A 17,309-nucleotide genomic window follows, 5' to 3' on the forward strand; every position below is an offset into this window, starting at 1 on the left:
CGTATGGACATGAGAGCCGTGGCCGACACCCTGATCGCGGGTGGCCGCGTCAGTACCTGGGATCTGCGGGACACCGGCCCGGACGATCTTCTCGAACTGCGCGAAATCCGGCAAACCGGGAATCAGGCGCTGCGCAACGCGGCACGCACGCTGCTGTTCGGCCTCGGCGGGCCGGAGGCACTCGGCGAGTACGACCTCGCGCTCGTCCGGCGGCTGATCCGGAGCAAGCTCGGCGGCGAGGTCCCGGTCGCGATGCGGGGCTGCGAGTTCTGGTACGCCATCCCGACCACGGACCAGGCGGCCGTGCTCGACACGTTCGGACTGTCCGATCCGGAACCGGTGACCATGTCACTGGGCACCGAGATCTGGAACCAGCACTACCACGGCTCCGGGCATCAACGCTGCGCCCGGATCTACGTCAGCCCCGCGCTCGGCGGGTGGACGCTCGTTTTCGGACGGCCGTCGGATGATCAGCACCCGGCCGACGTCACCGAAGAGAGCTCTTGGAGTATCGAGCCGCGCGAGCAATATCAAGCCATGCTCGCGAACGAGAAGGTCCGGCGCGGGGTGGATCGTGAGCGCTGTACCGCGTTGAGCCGCCGGTTCGGCGCGGCGCATCAGTACTGGCGCAGCCACGGCGACTCGACGACATCGTGGTGTGTCGCCGAAAAAGGTGAACTGGTCCGGTTCTACGACGTCTCGGCTCCCGAGGAATCGGTCGGCGAACTCGCGGCCGAGAACGGCTACCTGCTCCCCCACGAGGACACCCCGCTGCCCGATGGCTGGGCCGACGACATCGAGCACACCGAGAATCCCTTGGACTGGCAACGGGAATGGGTCCGGCGCTACCGGCGCCTCAAGGCGGAACTCGGCCTGCCGGACCATTGCAACGCGGATACGATCGCCGAGGCGATTTCGGTGCACCCCGGCAAGATCGGCCCGCACACCCGCGTCGAAGGGCACGGGGTCATAGCACTCACCAGATGTGGCCTGGAGTATGGCCACCCGCGAACCTTGTTGCGCGGCCTCACTTACCTGCCCGCACCCGATCGGCCTTCACCGCTCGACGAAGACCAGACCTGACGAACCACAGGTACGCTCAGCCGTACGGCACAGGATGGAAATTGGTCTACACCTATTGACGCGCGCCAGGTCGGCGGCTCAAGCTGCTCTGACCGAGGGCCAATTTCCACTGTCGGAGGTTCGGCGTGCCAAGGAGAACCAGAAAACTACTCCCCCTGCTGGCGTCGCTCATCGCGCTGGCCGGACTCATGATCGTCGTCATCAGCCCCACCACTTCGAGCGCGGCGGGCCACGAGGACTGCCGTCCCGACGGGCTGTACCGGACACCCGGCGTCGACACCCCCTATTGCACCGTCTACGACACGAACGGCCGGGAAAACCTGGGGGAAGGACATTCCCGCCGGGTGATCGGCTACTTCACCAGCTGGCGCACCGGTAAGAACGGGGCACCGGCGTATCTCGCGAGCAACATCCCGTGGACAAAGGTCACCCACCTCAACTACGCGTTCGCCCATGTCGACGCGCAGAACAAGGTGTCGGTCGGCGACCCCGGTCCGAACAACGAGTCCATCGGCATGGAATGGCCGGGCGTTCCCGGCGCCGAGATGGATCCGTCGTTGCCCTACAAGGGACATTTCAATCTGCTGAACAAGTACAAGAAGCAGTACCCGAACGTGAAGACGCTGGTTTCGATCGGCGGCTGGGCCGAGACCGGTGGCTTCCTGAACCCGGACGGCACGCGCAACGCGTCGGGCGGGTTCTACAAGATGACGCAAAGCCAAGCGAGCATCGACACCTTCGCGGATTCCGTCGTGAAGTTCCTTCGCGACTACGGTTTCAACGGCGCGGACATCGACTACGAGTACGCGACGTCGGCGAACTACGCCGGAAACCCGGACGACTACTGGATCGCGCAGAGCAATCGCGGCACGCTGTGGGCGGGCTACGAGAACCTGATGCGCACGCTGCGCCAGAAGATCGACCAGGCTGGCGCCGCCGACGGCAAGCACTACCTGCTGACCGCGGCCGTCCCCGCGTCCGGCTGGCTGCTGCGCGGCCAGGAGGTCTACGGCGTCACGCAGTATCTCGACTACGCCAACATGATGAGCTACGACCTGCACGGCGCGTGGAACCAGTTCGCCGGGCCGAACGCGGCGCTCTACGACAACGGCAAGGACGCGGAACTCGCGCACTGGCAGGTGTACACGACACCGCAGTACGACGGGCAGGGCTATCTCAACACCGACTGGGCGTATCACTACTTCCGCGGTGCCATGCAGGCCGGCCGGATCAACATCGGTGTCGGGTTCTACACCCGAGGCTGGCAAGGTGTGTCCGGCGGGACGAACGGGCTGTGGGGCAATGCTCCACTGCCGGACCAGAAACAGTGTCCACCCGGTACCGGATCCCAGGTCGGTTCGACAGTGCCGTGCGGTAACGGCGCGGTCGGCATCGACAACCTCTGGCACGACATGAGCCTGACGGGCGCCGAGGTACCGGCGGGCGCGAACCCCATGTGGCACGCGAAGAACCTCGAAAACGAGATCATCCCGGACTACCTGGAGAAGTACGGGCTGGACCCGAAGAAGAACCCGAAGGACCGGCTCTCCGGCACCTACGACCGGTACTACGACAACTCGATGGTGACACCGTGGCTGTGGAACAACGACAAGAAGGTGTTCCTGTCCACTGAGGACGAAGAGTCTCTCGCCACGAAGGCCAAGTACGTGGCCGACAAGGGCATCGGCGGCGTCATGATCTGGGAGCTGGCGGGCGACTACGCCTTCGACAACGCCAAGGGCCAGTACTTCATGGGCGACACGCTGATCACGAAGATCAACGACGGCCTGCGCGGCGCCGCCCCGTACGGCAACTCGAAGTCGGGGCGTCCGGCGCCGTCTTCGGTGCTGAACGCGAACATCAAACTGACCGGATTCGCGCTGGGCGACGCGAACTACCCGATCACCCCGCAGATGCGCATCACCAACAATTCGACCACCACCATCCCCGGTGGCACGAAGATCGAGTTCGACTACGGCACGAGCGCGCCCGGCAGCATGTCCGACCAGTCCGGCTTCGGCCTGGCGGTCACCAGCAAGGGCCACAGCGGGCCCAACGTCGGCGGGATGAAGGGAGACTTCCAGCACGTCGCGGTGACCGTACCGAGCTGGCAGAACATCGCACCCGGTGCCACGGTCGAGGTCCGGCTGAACTACTACATGCCGATCGCGTCGCCGTCGAACTTCACGTTCACCTTCGGCGGGACGACCTACGCGATCGCGTCGGACAACCCGCGTGGCGGCGGTGCCCCGCCGACGACCACGACCACACCGACGACGGGTACCACGACCACGACACCCACCACCACGACCAGTCCGACGACCACCACGACCAGGCCGACCACCACCACGCCGACGACGACCACTTCGGTGCCGTCCGACGCCTGGAAGCCGAACGTCGATTACGCCACCGGTGCTCGGGTGACGTACAACGGCGCGGCGTACGTCTGCCGTCAGGGCCACCGGTCCCTGCCCGGCTGGGAGCCGCCGAACGTGCCTGCCCTCTGGACAGCAGCCTGACAGACCCCGGCAGCGCGTAAAGCCTCGTGAGTGGCTAGGACGGTTAGAACCGTCCTAGCCACTCCACGAGGCCCACGCTTTCAGTAACGCCCTGCGGTCAGCTCGTCGAACCCAGGAAAGTCCCCCGCCAGCGTGGCACCGGTGAAGTTCCCGACCCAGCCGCCGTCGTCGTGGAAGAACCGGACGGACACGTAATCCGGCCGCGTCCCCATGTCGAACCAGTGCGTGGTGTTCGCGGGCACGCTCAGCAGGTCCCCCGCTTCGCACAGCACCGCGTACACCTTGCCGCCGAGGTGCAGATAGAACACGCCGGCCCCGCGGGCGAAGAAGCGGTCTTCGTCATCGTCGTGGGTGTGCTCGGCGAGGAATTTCTGCCGCGCTTCGGCGGCTTCGGCAGCCCAGCCGGGGTCGTCGGACGGCGTCATGCGGACGGCGTCCACGAAGGTGTAGCCCTCGGCCGCCGAGACCTTTCCGATCTGCTCCTCGTAGGCGGCCAGCACCTGCTCGGGCGTCACTTCACGCGGCAGATCGTCGACGAGGTCCCACCGGTCGAACCGGACGCCGAGCCGCCCCAGCTCCCCGGTGATGACGGCCGGATCCTCGGTCCTGAGCGCGATCTCGTCGGGCCGGTCGTCCGGCCACACGGTCAGCAAGGTCATCGCACTCCCCTTTCCTCGGTGACAAGTCTTGTCTCTACCCGGAACCGGAGCAACCACTCCAAACATTCCAGGCGATGACGCGCGTGGCGCAGGTCATCACCCCAGACGTAGATCCCGTGCCGCGCGACGATCACCGCCGGCGTGTCCGCCCGGAAACCCGCCTCGAACGCGTCGCCGAGGACGCGCATGTCCTGGCCGTTGGCGATCACCGGGATCGTCACCAGGTCGTCGTGCGCGGCACGGCCGAAGCCCTTGAGCATCTCCAGGTCGCGCAGTTCGACGCCGTCCGGCCAGTGTTCGGCGGCCACCACCGGCGCGAGCGCGTGCACGTGGATCACCGCGCCCGCGCCCGACACCGCCGCGATCCGGGCGTGCAGACCGGCCTCGGCCGAGGGCACCTTGTCCGGATGCGGCTGGTCGGCGACGGCCAGCCCGTCCTCCCCGACCACCACGACGTCGTCGCTGGTCAGCTCGCCTTTGTCCCGTCCGCTGACGGTGACGGCGACCCGCAGCGGATCGCGGCCGAGCACCACCGACAGGTTGCCCGAAGTGCCCCGCATCCAACCCAGCCCGGCGAACCGGGCGGATTCCTCGGCCAGCGCGCGGCCTGCCAGGTCCAAGACACTCACCGCGGGACGACCTTGATCTCGTCGAACGACCGGATCGTCCGGTGTGTCCCGAAATCCGCGTCGCCGAAGGGCTCGCCGTCGCGCGCGAGGCCGACGGTCTGCCAGCCGTCGGCGGCCGCCCCGTCGAGTTCGGCCGGGACGTCGGAGAAGAACACGACTTCGCCCGGCTCGGCCTCCAGTGCGGAGGCGATCGCGCGATACGACGGCGCCTCGCGTTTCGGCCCGGCGTTGACGGTATCGAAATGCTTCTCGAACAGGCCGGTGACGTCGCCGTCGGTGGTCCGCGAGAACGACGCGACCTGCCCGGCGACCGAGCCGGACGAGAACACCGCCAGCCGCAGGCCCGATGCGTGCCACGTCCGCAGAGCCGGGGCGACATCGCCGAAGAACTCCGTCGTGAGGTCACCCTCGGCGTACCCGCGCTGCCAGATGAGGCCCTGCACCGTCTTCAGCGGCGCGATCTTCTGGTCCGCGTCCATCCAGCCGTGCAGCACCGCCACGACGTCCGCCGTGGACGCGTCCGCCGGGAGCCCGCCGAGTTCCTTGATCCGCGCGACGGCGCCGGTGACCTCGGGGTCCTCCGGGTGGTCGTCGATCCACGGGCCCAGGCGCGGCCGCGCGTAGTCGTAGAGGGTCACGTGCACGTAGCTGGTGGCGGTCAGCGTGCCCTCGATGTCGAGGACCACCCATCGGGCGGTCAGCGTTGCGGTCACTGGTTCGCTTCCCCTTCTGCGTAGTACTCGTGGAGCCGCTTCGGTGTGAAGGCCCCGCGGTCGGTCACCACCGCGGTCACGAAACGTGGTGGTGTCACGTCGAAGGCCGGATAGTGCCCGCGGACGCGTTCGCTGGCGACGCGGTGGCCGAGCGCGCTCAGCACCTCGTCGCCGTCGCGGTATTCGATCGGCACGTCGGCGCCGGTCGGTGTCGCCTGGTCGGGTGCCTGGACCATCGCGTAGAACGGCACGCCGAACGCCTCCGCCGCCACCGCGAGCCCCAGGGTGCCGATCTTGTTGACGACGTGCCCGTCCATGGCGACGCGGTCGGCCGCCGTCACCAGCGCGCCGACCTCGCCGGACGCCAGCACCGCGGCGCCCATCCCGTCGGTGATCAGCCGGGTGTCGGCACCCATCTCGGCGAGGGTCTCGGCGGTCAGCCGCGCGCCCTGCAGGTACGGCCGGGTTTCGGTGCAGAGGAAGGAGAACTCCTTGCCGTGGCGACGCGCGGCCAGCACCAGGTCGACCAGGTAGAGATCCGCCCAGCAGTGGGTCAGCACCGTCGCCTTGTCCGGCACCAGTTCCGCCGTGTGCTCACCCAGCGCGCGGCTGCGCGACCGGTACAGCTCGTCACCTGCCCGCGCCCCCGTCGTAGCGGCCTCGACGAGATCACCCGACGATTTGTCCACTTCGGACAGTACGGCGGCGACGGCCTTGCGCAGATGGTTGTTCGTCGTGCGGGTCGCGATGATCCGCTCCCCCGCCCGTCGCAGGTACGCGCGAGGATCGGCGAGCCCGGACGCCTCACGGGCGGCGAGCACCATCGCGCCCAGCGCGGCGAAATACGGTCCGGACGACTGGGTGACCATGTCCTCGATGGCCACCGCGACCTCCTCCGAGGTCCGGCAGAGCACCCACTCCCGCGCGAACGGGAAGACCCGGCGGTCGAGGATGTGCACGCCTTCGTCGTCGAGGCGGACGCTTTCGGCGAGAATCGGCAGCGTCATCAGCTGTACCCCGAAAGGCGCGGCGGGATCGCGTTGAGGAAGTGGTCGCCGACCTCACGCGCCTTGTAGGTCACGGGGTCGTGCAGGGTCAGCGTGCGGGCGTTGCGCCAGAAGCGGTCGAAGCCGTACTTGGTCGCCGTGGCCCGCGCGCCGGTGAACTCGAAGACCTTGCTCGTGGTCTCGACGGCCGCCCGGCTCGCGACGATCTTCGCCGACGAGATGGCGATCGCCGCTTCGGCGCGCTCGGCCGGGGTCAGGTCGAATCCGCGCTCGTCGGCCTCGCCGAGAGCGGAAACCGCCGCGTCGACAGCGAATCCGGCCGCCCTCGCGGTCGCGACGAGTTCGCCGTAGCCGGCCAGGGTGTACGGATCCTGGGCCGCTTTGTCCACATCGGACAGTGTCCACGCCCGCGCGGTCTCGCGCGTGTAGACCGCGGCGGCGTCGAGCGCGCCGGACGCGAGCCCGACGTAGACCTGCGCCAGCATGAGCTGGAAACCGATCGCCGCCAGGGAGATGCGGGACATCGTCGGATCCGACTGATCCTCCGGCTGGACGCCGAGGACGTCGTCGCGGGCGACCGGAACGGCCTCGAACCGCACCGCGCCGCTCGCGGTGAGCCGCTGGCCGATGTTGTCCCAGTCACCGGGGAAGGTGATCCCGTCGGCCCGCGCGTCGACGACGAAGGTCAGCTTCTCCTCGTTGTCGGTCCTCGTCGCGCTGACCACCAGGCGGTCGGCGACGGCCGCGCCGGTGGCGAAGGTCTTGGTGCCGTCGACGGTGAACCCGCCGTCGGCCGGGGTCATCAGCAGGGCGGCGTCGAGCGGGTTGCTGACGCCCGCCCAGAACCAGCCCGGTTCGCTCGCGACGCGCGGCCCGAACAGGCCGGTGCGCCACAGCTGCAGGTAGTGATAGCCGAGCAAATGCCCGATCGACGCGTCCGCGGCCGACACGATCCGGGTGGCCTGGTTCGCGGCCGCCCAGCCCGCGGTGTCGAGCAGGGTCAGCAGACCGGACTCGCGCAGCAAGCCGACCTCGTGCACCGGAAGCCGTCCGGCGAAATCCCGCTCGGCCGCGTCCGCCCGCAGCGTCCCGGCCAGTTCCTCGGCAGCTTTTCTCCATACTTCGGTCATTCCGCCCCCTCCAACTCGACCAGTGCGTCGAGTGCCGCGCGAGTCGCCCTCGCCACCCCGGACGCCACGACGTCGCGGTGCGGGTCGTAGGCCGACGGGTCGGGGTGGTCGGGCCGCGCGTCACCGTCGATCACGAGCACACCACCGGCCCGCAAACCGCGCAATGACGCGAACACCAGTAACGCGGAGAGTTCCATCTCAATGGCGATCACCCGCGCGGCCAGATAGTCGGCCATCGGGAGGGTGAGCACCAGCGGGCTGAACGCCGCCCGCGTCCACACCACGCCGCGATGCGCCTCCGGGGCGGCGCGGCTCAGCGCGACAACGGCCTCCGGGGTGGCGAACGCCGGGTACTCCGGATGGATCAGCTGCTGGGTGACGCCGTCGTCGCGGACCGCCGCCTCGGCGATGACGAGATCGCCGTCGGTGATCCCGTCGGCCAGCGAACCGGCAGTGCCGAGCCGGATCAGGGTACGGACGCCCGCTTCGGCCAGCTCGCCGAACTGGCACAACGCCCCTGGCCCGCCGACGCCGTGCGAGGACACGACGACCGGGACACCCTTCCAGGTGCCGGTATAGCTGCGGTATTCGCGGTTCTGGCCGACGAGGACGGCCTCTTCCAGTGTTTCGGCCACCGCGGTCGCGCGGTCCGGGTCGCCGACGACGAGGGCGCGGGGCGGCAGCCCGTGCCGGGGGATCTTGGTGATGGGCAGGACGTCGCTCACGCGGGCTGTCCCTTCTTGCGCTTGACGTTGGACAGGAACAGCGCCACCAGCGTGACGACGTAGGGCGCGGCGTCGGTGGCCTGCTGCGGCAGGCCGATGCCCTGGAGCCGGAAGCCGAACGCCTCGGCCAGGCCGAACAGCAGCGCCGCGAGGAGCACCCCGAGCGGATGCGCGCGGCCCAGCATGACCGCGACGACGGCGATCCAGCCGCGGCCGGCGGTCATGTTCTCGGCGAACAAGGTCACCGAGCCCAGCGCCAGTTGCGCGCCGCCGAGACCGCACAGCGCGCCCCCGGCGAGGATCACTCCGTAGCGGTACTTGGTGACGTTGACGCCGAGGCTGGACGCTGCCTCCGGGCGTTCACCGACACCACGCAGCCGCAAGCCCCAGGGATGCCGGTAGAGCAGCACCGCGAGCGCGGGTACTGCCAGCCAGGACAGGTAGACCAGCAGCGACTGCCCCGGAATCGGGCCGAATTGGCCCAGCCCCTGCAAGGCCGGGTCGCTGAACGAGCCTTCGGTGCCGAAGACCGTGCGGATGAGGAAGCTGGTCAGCCCGACCGCGAGCAGGTTGCTCGCGACGCCGAGCACGATCGGGTCGCCGTCGAAGGTGATCGAGCCGATCGCGAGGATCAGCGAATACGCCGTCGCCGCGATCACCGCCACGACGACGCCGATCCAGGCGCTGCCGGTGTACCAGCTCCCGGCGACGGCGCCGAAGCAGCCGACCAGCAGCGAACCTTCGAGGGAGATGTTGAAGACCCCGGCCCGCTGGCACAGTGCGCCCGCGAGCGCGGCGAACAGGATGGGTGTCAGCGCGGTGAGCGCCGAGGAGAACAGGCTCGCGTCGATCATGCCCGGCCCGCCTTCCGCTTGAAGACACCCGAAGTGGCCGCGAGGAAGATGATCAGGACCGCCTGCAGGACCGCGGTCAGCTCGCGCGGGACCTGCGTCGCGCGTTCCATGGCGAACCCGCCGCTGGTCAGCGCCGCGAAGAACACCGCCGCGAGCAGCGTCCCGAGCGGGCTGGCCCCGGCGAGCAGCGCCGCGAGCAGGCCGATCCAGGTGTACTGCGGCGTGATGAGCGCGCCGTCGATGAACCGGTAGGGGAAGCCGAGGACGGCGATCGCGCCGACCAGCCCGGCCGTCCCGCCCGACGCGGCGAGCAGCCGCAGCGTGAGTTTCGGCCGGTCGATCCCGGCGTAGGTGGCGAACCTCGGCGCCCAGCCGGTCACCTTGGTCTCGAAACCGGCAGGGGTGCGGGCGTCGATCACCGCGTAGACCGCGATCACCGCCACCACCAGGAAGATCCCGGTCGTCACGCCGTCGATTTCGGGCAGCCGGGCGCCTTCGGGCAGCTGCGGGCTCTGCGGCAGGCTGGAACCGGCGTCCTTCAAGGGGAACCGCACCAGGTAGCCGGCGAGTGACATCGCCGGATAGCTCAGCAGCAGCGTGCTGATCAGCAGCGGGACGCCGAGGCGGTTCTCGCAGACGGCGGCCAGCGCGGCGTACGCGGCTCCGGCGAGCGTGCCCGCGAGCAGCGCCAAGACGACTTTGACCGGACCTGGACCGGGCACGTACAGCCCCACGGCGAGCGCGCTGATCGCGCCGAGCACCAGCTGTCCCTCGCCGCCGAGGTTCACCATGCCCGCGCGGAGCGGGATCGCGAGCGCGGTGGCCATCCCCGCGACAGGGACGGCGTAGGCGAGGGTGTCACCGAGGCCGTCAGGGCCGAACGCCCCGGAGACGATCGCGCCGTAAGCGGCCAGCGGGTCGGTTCCGGTGGCCAGCAACAGGATCGCGCCGAGGACGAGCGCCGCCGCGACCGGGACGGCGATGAGACGGACGCGGGTCATCCGGCACCTCCGGCCATCGCCAGGCCGACCGCGTGCTGATCGGCTTCGTCCTTGGTGAACTCCGCGACGATCCGGCCTTCGAACAGCACCAGCACGCGGTCCGAGAGCGCGAGGATCTCGCTGAGCTCGGCGGAGATCAGCAGGACGGCGTGCCCGGCGTCGCGATGGGCGACGAGCCGGGCGTGGATGTTCTCGATCGCGCCAACGTCGACCCCGCGGGTGGGCTGCTCGACCAGCAGGAAGGGGGCGTCGTGGGAGAGTTCGCGGCCGAAGATCGCCTTCTGCTGGTTGCCGCCGGACAGGGTGCCCATCGCGGCGGCGGGGCCGGACGCGCGGACGTCGTAGGTCTCGATGATCGCCGACGCGTGGTCGTCGACCTCCTTGCGGCGCAGGAAACCCTTGCGTACCAAGGGTCGCTTGCGGTGGAAGCCGACGGCCAGGTTCTCGCGGAGGCTCGCCGTGGGTGCCGAGCCGACCTCGGCGCGGTCTTCCGGGACGTGCGCGAGCCCGGCGTCGCGCCGCGCGCGGACCGACAGGCCGTCGAGGTTCTGTCCTTTGAGGACGACCTCGCCGCCGGTCTTCAGGAGACCGGTGATGGCGCCGGACAGTTCTGCCTGGCCGTTGCCCGCGACCCCGGCGACACCGACGATCTCCCCGCCGCGCACGGTGAGGGAAACGTTGTCCAGCAACGGTTTTCCTTCCACTCCGGGAACGGTCAGGGAACGGGCTTCGAGGAAGATGTCACCGGGTGTCCCGGCGGGGTGAACACGGTCGAGGTCGACCTCGCGACCGGTCATCGCCGCGGCGAGCCCGGCGGCGGTCTGGTCCGCGGTGCGCCCGCGGGCGCTGACGCGGCCGTCTCGCAGCACCGTGACATGGTCGCTGACGGCGAGGACCTCCTGGAGTTTGTGCGACACCAACAGGATCGTGCGGTCCTCGGCGGCGAGAGCGCGCAGCACGCCGAACAGCCGCTCGGTTTCCGGCGGGGTCAGCACGGCGGTGGGTTCGTCGAGGATCAGGACGGCGGCCTCGCGGTACAGGAGTTTGAGGATCTCGACCCGCTGCCGGAGCCCGACCGGCAGGTCACGGACCCGGTCGCCGGGCCGCAGCCGCAGTTCGTGCCGTTCGATCAGTTCGGTGACGCGGGCCGTCGCCGCCTTGCGGTCCAGCAGGCCGCGGCGGGTCGGTTCGCTGCCGAACACGACGTTCTCGGTGACGGTGAGTTCGCCGAACAGCGCGAACCCCTGCTGCACCATGCCGACACCGGCGTCGATCGCCTGCGCGGGCGAGCCGAAGGAGACTTCCTTGCCGTGCAAGGAGATCGTACCCTCGTCGGGCCGGTGCAGACCGTAGAGCACGGACATGAGCGTCGACTTGCCCGCGCCGTTCTCGCCCATCAGGGCGTGGATCTCGCCCCTGCCGACGGCGAGGTCCACGTGGTCGTTCGCGAGCACTCCGGGGAACCGCTTGACGATCCCCCGGAGTGAGACCGCGTCAGGATTTGGCCGGGTCATCGACGACGATCGCGCCCGAGATGATCTGGTCCCGCAGTTCGCCGACCTTGGCCAGCACGTCGGGGTGGCTCGCGACGACGCACTGCGACGTCGGGGCGTCGGGCTCCAGCCCGGTCAGGGAGATGCCCCTTTCCTTGACACCGTAGGACTTCGTCTCGCCGGTCTTGCCGCCGAGGATCGCGTCGACCCCGTCGCCGATGACGACGTTCGTGCGTTTGACGACGTTGTCCACGACCTGTCCGGGGCTGGCCGGGCACTGGTTGGCGTCGACGCCGAACGCGAAGAACCCGCCTTGTTTGGCCGCCTCGAACACGCCGAGGTTGCCCGCCGCGGAGGCCGCGCCCATGACCTGGTCGACGCCCTGACCGGCCAGCGTGCCGGCCAGCGCCTTCGCGCGCGCCGGGTCGTTGAACGGGTTCGCGCCGCCGATGAACAGCGGGGCCAGCGTGGTGCCGGGCTTGGCCTTCGCCGCGCCCTGCCCGAACGGGATCGAGTACCGGTGGAACTGGGGCGCGTCGAGTACGACGACCGCGCCGACCTTGCCGGTCTTGCTCAGCAGCCCGGCTTCGGCACCGGCGAGGTAGCTGCCTTCGTGCTCGCGGAACACCGCGCAGGTGACGTTCGGGAAGGGCTTGGTGGTGCAGGAGTCGACGAACAGGAACTTCTGCTCGGGATTGCGCTCGGCCTCGGCCGCGATCGCGTCGGCGAAGTTGAAGCCGACGGCGACGGCGACGGCGGGCTTCTCGCGCACCGCGGCCGAGAGGTTCTGCTGGATAGACGCCGGATCGGTGCTCTGGAACACCTTCTGCGTCCCGTTGTGCTTCTTGGCCGAATCCTCGATGCCCTGGACGGCGAGTTTGAGGAAGTCGTTGACCCCGACCGGGCTGGGCGTGATCAGGACCAGCGCGGGCCCGGCGGCGTTCCGCGCGGCCGGGTCCTTGGCCGAGGCGTTGCACGCGGCGAGGAGCGCGACGGCGGAAATGGCCATGACGGCCCGCAGGAGGGTTCTCGGCGACATGTCCCGGACTTTAGGTCTCCGGTCCACGATATGACACGAGTCCCACCATGCGGAACCGTGTAGGTCGTTATACGTCGCCCGGATCCGCGCCGAGGGCGGAAGCCGCCGCGTACCGCGAGCGGTGGAGTCCGGCCGTGCGGCGCAGGGTGAACCGGTCGATCTCGGCGCCGTCGTTGCGCAGCGTCCGCACGGTCAGCGTCGTGCGGCGGCCGAACCAGGCGGGCTCGACGTCGATCGCGAGGAAGGAGTAACCGGTGTAGCGCACGCGCGACCACGGCACCGTCTCGGTCACCTTCCCGCCGCCCTTGACCCAGTGATACGACTGGAACTCCCCCGCGAACGTGTCGGGCACCGGGAAGCTGTAGAGGCTCCTCCCGCCACCACCGCAGGTCGCGTAGACGGTGCCGTCACGATCCGGCTCGACGGTGTCACCGATCTTGACCTCGCGGGTCACCTTGCCGCCGCGCAGGGCGTCGGTGCGTTCGTAGATGTGGTTGTGCCCGTTGATCACGAGGTCGACCTGGAACTCGTCGAACAGCGGGACCCACTGCTCGCGGACGCCGCCCTCGGACGCGTGCTGGTTGGTCGTCGAGTAGGCACAGTGGTGGAAGAACACCACGACGAAGTCGACGTCCGGCTGCGATCGCAGATAGCGCAGGCGCCGCTTGAGCCAGGCCGTCTGGGAGCCGTTCGAGTAGCCGAGGTTGGCGGGGATCTCGTACGAGACGTCGTTGGCGTCGAGCGAGATCACCCCGACGTTGCCGTAGATGAACGAGTACACGCTGGGGCAGTCGTGCGGGCCGCCGCCGGGGAAATCCCAGCGTTTGAGCTGGCCACCGTAGCCGTCCGGCGAGTAGAGGGCTTCCATGTCGTGGTTGCCGGTGGTGACCATCCACGGCACCGACGCCGCGACACCCTCGATCTGGCGGTAGTAGGCGTCCCAGACCTTGGGGTCGAACAGGTCGTGATCCGCGTCGGGCTTACTGCCGGGCGGCTTGCCCGCGCCACTCGGATCGGCGTACGCGATATCGCCTGCCAGCAGATGGAAACGCGGGTCCTGTCGCGCGACGGCGCCGTCCTGCGCGAGCGCCGTCGTCGACACACCTTGGTCGCCGAACGCGGTGAAGGTGAACTTGTCCGCCGGGATGCCCCGCGCGGGCGCGGTGGTGAACGTCGAGATCGCGGCGGGACCACCGTCACCCGAGGCCGGATCGAAGCCCTCGTGCCCGACGGCGTACCGGTAGGTGCGGCCGGGCCAGAGGTGATCGGCCTCGGCGTGCAGGTAGTACTGGTCGTACGGCGCGATGACCCCCGCGACCTCGGAATGCAGCGCGCGGACCTCGGCCGGGATCCGGTGGCTCCAGCCACCGTGACCGTCGGCGATGCGCAGGAACGGCTTCCGCACCGGCGCCGGCACCTGCCACGCGACCCGCATCGACGTCCGCGGGTTCCGGCCGAACGCCAGATGCCGCCCCGCCGGGACGACCTTGTCGCCGTCGGCGTACGCGGTGCCCTGCAGGAGAAGCGGGCCCGCCGCGAGGGCGACCCCGGCTCCTTTGAGCATCGTGCGGCGGCTCAGGTACTCGTGCTGCTCGGCCATCGTGAGGCGCGAGGCCAGCGCGTCGGGAACACCGACCCTGGGGATTTCCATGCGCGCGATACTCGCTCATCCGGATGCCGCTTTGCCGACGGTGAAGCGAACGCGAGCGGTCCAGTTGCCCAGGGCGGCCTCAAGGAGTACCCAAGCACTCTTTAAGTCCGTGAAGGCCTCCTTGAGGGACTCAGAGTCCCTCAAGGAGGCCTTCACGGACTACCTACCAATGAGCTTCAGTGCTTGTCCGCCTCGGCCGCGGCGAAGATCTCCGTTTCCAGGAAGGTTCGCCACTGAGCCGGGGATTCGCTTTGCAGGGCACGATAGGCGGCCGCCTGGACCTGAGTGCCGGGAGTCGACCTGGTCCAGATCTCGCGGACCAAGGGACCTTCCCCGAGGTACTTGGCGTAGGCGGCGTCGATGCCGACGACGGCGGCGGCGCGCACCTTGATGGTGTTCACCTTGTCCTTGGCCGCGGCCTCGAAGATGCCGGTGTCGATGAACGCCCGCCACTGCTCCGGCGTCCGGCTGTGGTAAGCCTCGTACCACACCTCGGAGTCCCGAGGCGCCTGGTCACGGGACCAGATGTGCTGGACGAAGTACTCGTCCGTCAGCTGCGCGGCCAGTGCCGGATCCATCCCGACGACGGCCGCGGCCTTCACCCGTGCGTCGCGGAGCTTCTTTTCCGCGGCTTCCTTCTCGGCCGCTTCCTTCGCGGCGTCCACATCACGCTGGTGCTCGACGAAGATGCCGCGGACGATGAAGTCCTTCTGCTCCGCCGGCGCTCCGCGGGTAGCGGCCGCCGCGGCCGCCTTCACGAACGATCCCTTGGCTGCCCGCTCCCACAACGCGAAGACGAAGTTCCCGTCTTCCTGGGCGAGCATGATCGACGTCAGCTCGAAACCGAGCAGTGTGGCGGCGGGCTGCCGCTCCGCGCGCCGGGCCTGGTAGACCGCTTCACGGTCCAGATCCCGCTGATGCGCCTCGTAGATCCAGGTCGTGAGGAACGACGACGTCCTGCCACTGTTGTAGGCGTCGAGCGCCTCGAACTGGACTTCCCGCGCGATCTCGCCTTGCAGCTTCGCGGCCTTGTAGATCTCGTAGACGAAGTCGCGTTCACTGAGCCGCAAGAGCTGCGGAGTGACCGTGAGGCCGACGACGGCGGCGGCGTTGGTGCGCACCTCTTCCGGCGTCTGTGCCACGGCGGCCGAGGCCGTGGCCGGAGCGGCGCTCGCCACCGACGGCGTGAGGACCCCGGTCACCACGGTGACCGCGGCGAGAACCGCGACGGAGGATGACATGACCTTGCGAACGCTGGAATTTCCCCAGTTTGCCATAGGTGAAGGTTGTCACTCTTGTTCTGCTCGCCATCGTGGTCGAGCACGGGGAATCCCACACAGCACGACAACCCGGTGATCCCCCAGCCACAGAAGCATATAGCCCCATGATCGACGAACGTTACCGATTTTCCCGGTACTGCTCCGAATGCGGAACTAACGTTCGCCCCGGATGGTGCGCCGCAGCTTCGGCACCCGCTCGTGCAACGTCCGTTCCGCCCCGCGCTGCGTCGGCTCGTAGTAGTCCCGCCCGATCAGCTCGTCCGGCGGATACTGTTGTGCCAGAACACCTTCCGGCACGTTGTGCGGGTACCGGTACCCCTTCGCGTTGCCGAGCTTCTCCGCTCCCGCGTAGTGCCCGTCCCGCAGATGCGGCGGCACCGTCCCGATCCGTCCGGACCGGACATCGGACAGCGCGGCGTCGATCCCGGTGATGACGGCGTTCGACTTCGGCGCCGTCGCCAGGTGCACGGTCGCCTGCGCCAGCGCGAGACGCCCTTCCGGCATCCCGATGAACTGCACCGCGTGCGCCGCCGCGACGGCCGACTGCAGCGCCGTCGGATCGGCCATGCCGATGTCCTCGCTCGCGTGCACGACCAGGCGGCGGGCCAGGAACCGCGGATCCTCCCCCGCTTCGATCATCCGCGCCAGATAGTGCAGCGCGGCGTCCACATCGGAGCCGCGGATCGATTTGATGAACGCGCTGATGACGTCGTAGTGCTGATCGCCGTCCCGGTCGTACCGCACCGCCGCCTTGTCCACTGTGGACTCGACGATGGCGAGGTCGATCGTCTTGGCCTCTGTCGCGCTCGCCGCGTCCGCGGCCGCTTCCAGCGCGGTCAGCGCGCGCCGCGCGTCACCGGAGGCCAGCCGCACGAGATGCGCCCGCGCGTCCTCGGTCAGGGTGAGTTCGCCGCCGAGACCGCGTTCGTCGGTCATCGCGCGTTCGATCAGCGAGACGATGTCGGCGTCGGTCAGCGGCCGCAGCTGCAGCACCAGCGACCGCGAAAGCAGCGGCGAGACCACGGAGAACGACGGGTTCTCCGTGGTGGCCGCCACCAGCAGCACCGTCCGGTCTTCGACGGCGCCGAGCAGGGCGTCCTGCTGGGTCTTGGAGAACCGGTGGACCTCGTCGATGAACAGGACGGTGTTCTCGGCGTTGTAGTTCCGGCGGCGGCGGGCTTCCTCGATGACCCCGCGCACCTCCTTCACCCCGGCCGACAGCGCCGACATCGCCACGAACCGGCGTCCGGTCGCGGCCGAGACGAGGTTCGCCAAGGTCGTCTTGCCCGTTCCCGGCGGGCCGTAGAGCAGCACGGAAGCGGGCGCCGCGCCTTCGACGAGCCGCCGCAGCGGCGCGCCCTCGCGCAGCAGGTGCTGCTGGCCGACGACCTCGCCGAGCGACCGCGGCCGCATCCGCACGGCCAGCGGCGCCCCTGCGGGTACGGCGACCTCCCTCGGCTCGGCCTGCTCCGGAGGCGGCCCGAGGTCGGGGTTCACGGTGAAGAGTTCGTCCTGTGCCACGGTGT

The 17,309-nt window shown here is 69.2% G+C and carries 15 protein-coding genes; 2 read left to right on the plus strand and 13 right to left on the minus strand.

Going from position 1 to position 17,309, the window contains the following annotated elements; translation table 11 throughout:
- The first annotated feature begins 3 nt into the window (after positions 1-3).
- On the plus strand, positions 4-1,083 hold the full coding sequence (locus AMYAL_RS0141800; RefSeq protein ID WP_245193343.1) for a hypothetical protein: 1,080 nt from the start codon (positions 4-6) through the stop codon (positions 1,081-1,083).
- 125 nt (positions 1,084-1,208) lie between these two features.
- Complete coding sequence (locus tag AMYAL_RS0141805; protein ID WP_020637276.1) at positions 1,209-3,602, plus strand: chitinase C-terminal domain-containing protein; 2,394 nt, start codon at positions 1,209-1,211, stop codon at positions 3,600-3,602.
- Positions 3,603-3,682: 80 nt separating this feature from the next.
- Here AMYAL_RS0141805 and AMYAL_RS0141810 read toward each other — a convergent pair whose 3' ends face one another.
- The 13 genes from AMYAL_RS0141810 to AMYAL_RS0141870 all read right to left on the minus strand — a co-directional run bounded on the left by AMYAL_RS0141810 (position 3,683) and on the right by AMYAL_RS0141870 (position 17,304).
- Positions 3,683-4,261: a 1,2-dihydroxy-3-keto-5-methylthiopentene dioxygenase gene (locus tag AMYAL_RS0141810; protein ID WP_020637277.1), complete on the minus strand. Its 579-nt coding sequence runs from the start codon at positions 4,259-4,261 to the stop codon at positions 3,683-3,685.
- Complete coding sequence (mtnB, locus tag AMYAL_RS0141815) at positions 4,258-4,890, minus strand: methylthioribulose 1-phosphate dehydratase (RefSeq protein WP_020637278.1); 633 nt, start codon at positions 4,888-4,890, stop codon at positions 4,258-4,260. Before mtnB ends, AMYAL_RS0141810 begins: the two co-directional genes overlap by 4 nt.
- Complete coding sequence (gene mtnC, locus AMYAL_RS0141820; protein ID WP_020637279.1) at positions 4,887-5,603, minus strand: acireductone synthase; 717 nt, start codon at positions 5,601-5,603, stop codon at positions 4,887-4,889. The genes mtnB and mtnC overlap by 4 nt, the downstream gene beginning before the upstream one ends.
- On the minus strand, positions 5,600-6,610 hold the full coding sequence (locus AMYAL_RS0141825; RefSeq protein ID WP_020637280.1) for a s-methyl-5-thioribose-1-phosphate isomerase: 1,011 nt from the start codon (positions 6,608-6,610) through the stop codon (positions 5,600-5,602). The genes mtnC and AMYAL_RS0141825 overlap by 4 nt, the downstream gene beginning before the upstream one ends.
- On the minus strand, positions 6,610-7,740 hold the full coding sequence (locus AMYAL_RS0141830) for an acyl-CoA dehydrogenase family protein (protein WP_020637281.1): 1,131 nt from the start codon (positions 7,738-7,740) through the stop codon (positions 6,610-6,612). Before AMYAL_RS0141830 ends, AMYAL_RS0141825 begins: the two co-directional genes overlap by 1 nt.
- Positions 7,737-8,465: a nucleoside phosphorylase gene (locus AMYAL_RS0141835; protein ID WP_020637282.1), complete on the minus strand. Its 729-nt coding sequence runs from the start codon at positions 8,463-8,465 to the stop codon at positions 7,737-7,739. The genes AMYAL_RS0141830 and AMYAL_RS0141835 overlap by 4 nt, the downstream gene beginning before the upstream one ends.
- Positions 8,462-9,319 (minus strand): ABC transporter permease, encoded by an 858-nt coding sequence (locus AMYAL_RS0141840; protein WP_020637283.1) that lies wholly within the window; start codon positions 9,317-9,319, stop codon positions 8,462-8,464. The genes AMYAL_RS0141835 and AMYAL_RS0141840 overlap by 4 nt, the downstream gene beginning before the upstream one ends.
- The gene (locus AMYAL_RS0141845; protein WP_020637284.1) at positions 9,316-10,320 is read right to left on the minus strand and encodes an ABC transporter permease; all 1,005 of its coding nucleotides are present in this window, start codon (positions 10,318-10,320) and stop codon (positions 9,316-9,318) included. Before AMYAL_RS0141845 ends, AMYAL_RS0141840 begins: the two co-directional genes overlap by 4 nt.
- Positions 10,317-11,834, minus strand: coding sequence for an ABC transporter ATP-binding protein (locus AMYAL_RS0141850; protein ID WP_026467891.1), 1,518 nt, complete (start codon positions 11,832-11,834; stop codon positions 10,317-10,319). The genes AMYAL_RS0141845 and AMYAL_RS0141850 overlap by 4 nt, the downstream gene beginning before the upstream one ends.
- Positions 11,815-12,852 carry a BMP family ABC transporter substrate-binding protein gene (locus AMYAL_RS0141855; protein ID WP_026467892.1) on the minus strand — a complete coding sequence of 346 codons (1,038 nt, stop codon included), beginning with the start codon at positions 12,850-12,852 and terminating at the stop codon, positions 11,815-11,817. The genes AMYAL_RS0141850 and AMYAL_RS0141855 overlap by 20 nt, the downstream gene beginning before the upstream one ends.
- Before the next feature lie 67 nt (positions 12,853-12,919).
- Positions 12,920-14,503: a purple acid phosphatase family protein gene (locus tag AMYAL_RS0141860; RefSeq protein WP_020637287.1), complete on the minus strand. Its 1,584-nt coding sequence runs from the start codon at positions 14,501-14,503 to the stop codon at positions 12,920-12,922.
- A gap of 176 nt (positions 14,504-14,679) precedes the next feature.
- Positions 14,680-15,744: an ALF repeat-containing protein gene (locus tag AMYAL_RS0141865; RefSeq protein ID WP_020637288.1), complete on the minus strand. Its 1,065-nt coding sequence runs from the start codon at positions 15,742-15,744 to the stop codon at positions 14,680-14,682.
- Between the two features lie 192 nt (positions 15,745-15,936).
- Positions 15,937-17,304, minus strand: a complete 1,368-nt coding sequence (locus AMYAL_RS0141870) for a replication-associated recombination protein A (RefSeq protein WP_020637289.1) — start codon at positions 17,302-17,304, stop codon at positions 15,937-15,939.
- Positions 17,305-17,309: the final 5 nt, after the last annotated feature.

The organism is Amycolatopsis alba DSM 44262 (assembly GCF_000384215.1).
Lineage (GTDB): Bacteria > Actinomycetota > Actinomycetes > Mycobacteriales > Pseudonocardiaceae > Amycolatopsis > Amycolatopsis alba.

Bases quoted from the DNA above. Each gene is read 5' to 3' on its own strand.
- AMYAL_RS0141800 (WP_245193343.1), top strand. From the start codon at position 4: ATGGACATGAGAGCCGTGGCCGACACCCTGATCGCGGGTGGCCGCGTC.
- AMYAL_RS0141810 (WP_020637277.1), bottom strand. From the start codon at position 4,261: ATGACCTTGCTGACCGTGTGGCCGGACGACCGGCCCGACGAGATCGCG.
- AMYAL_RS0141825 (WP_020637280.1), bottom strand. From the start codon at position 6,610: ATGACGCTGCCGATTCTCGCCGAAAGCGTCCGCCTCGACGACGAAGGC.
- AMYAL_RS0141830 (WP_020637281.1), bottom strand. From the start codon at position 7,740: ATGACCGAAGTATGGAGAAAAGCTGCCGAGGAACTGGCCGGGACGCTG.
- AMYAL_RS0141840 (WP_020637283.1), bottom strand. From the start codon at position 9,319: ATGATCGACGCGAGCCTGTTCTCCTCGGCGCTCACCGCGCTGACACCC.
- AMYAL_RS0141845 (WP_020637284.1), bottom strand. From the start codon at position 10,320: ATGACCCGCGTCCGTCTCATCGCCGTCCCGGTCGCGGCGGCGCTCGTC.
- AMYAL_RS0141850 (WP_026467891.1), bottom strand. From the start codon at position 11,834: ATGACCCGGCCAAATCCTGACGCGGTCTCACTCCGGGGGATCGTCAAG.
- AMYAL_RS0141855 (WP_026467892.1), bottom strand. From the start codon at position 12,852: ATGTCGCCGAGAACCCTCCTGCGGGCCGTCATGGCCATTTCCGCCGTC.
- AMYAL_RS0141860 (WP_020637287.1), bottom strand. From the start codon at position 14,503: ATGGAAATCCCCAGGGTCGGTGTTCCCGACGCGCTGGCCTCGCGCCTC.
- AMYAL_RS0141865 (WP_020637288.1), bottom strand. From the start codon at position 15,744: ATGTCATCCTCCGTCGCGGTTCTCGCCGCGGTCACCGTGGTGACCGGG.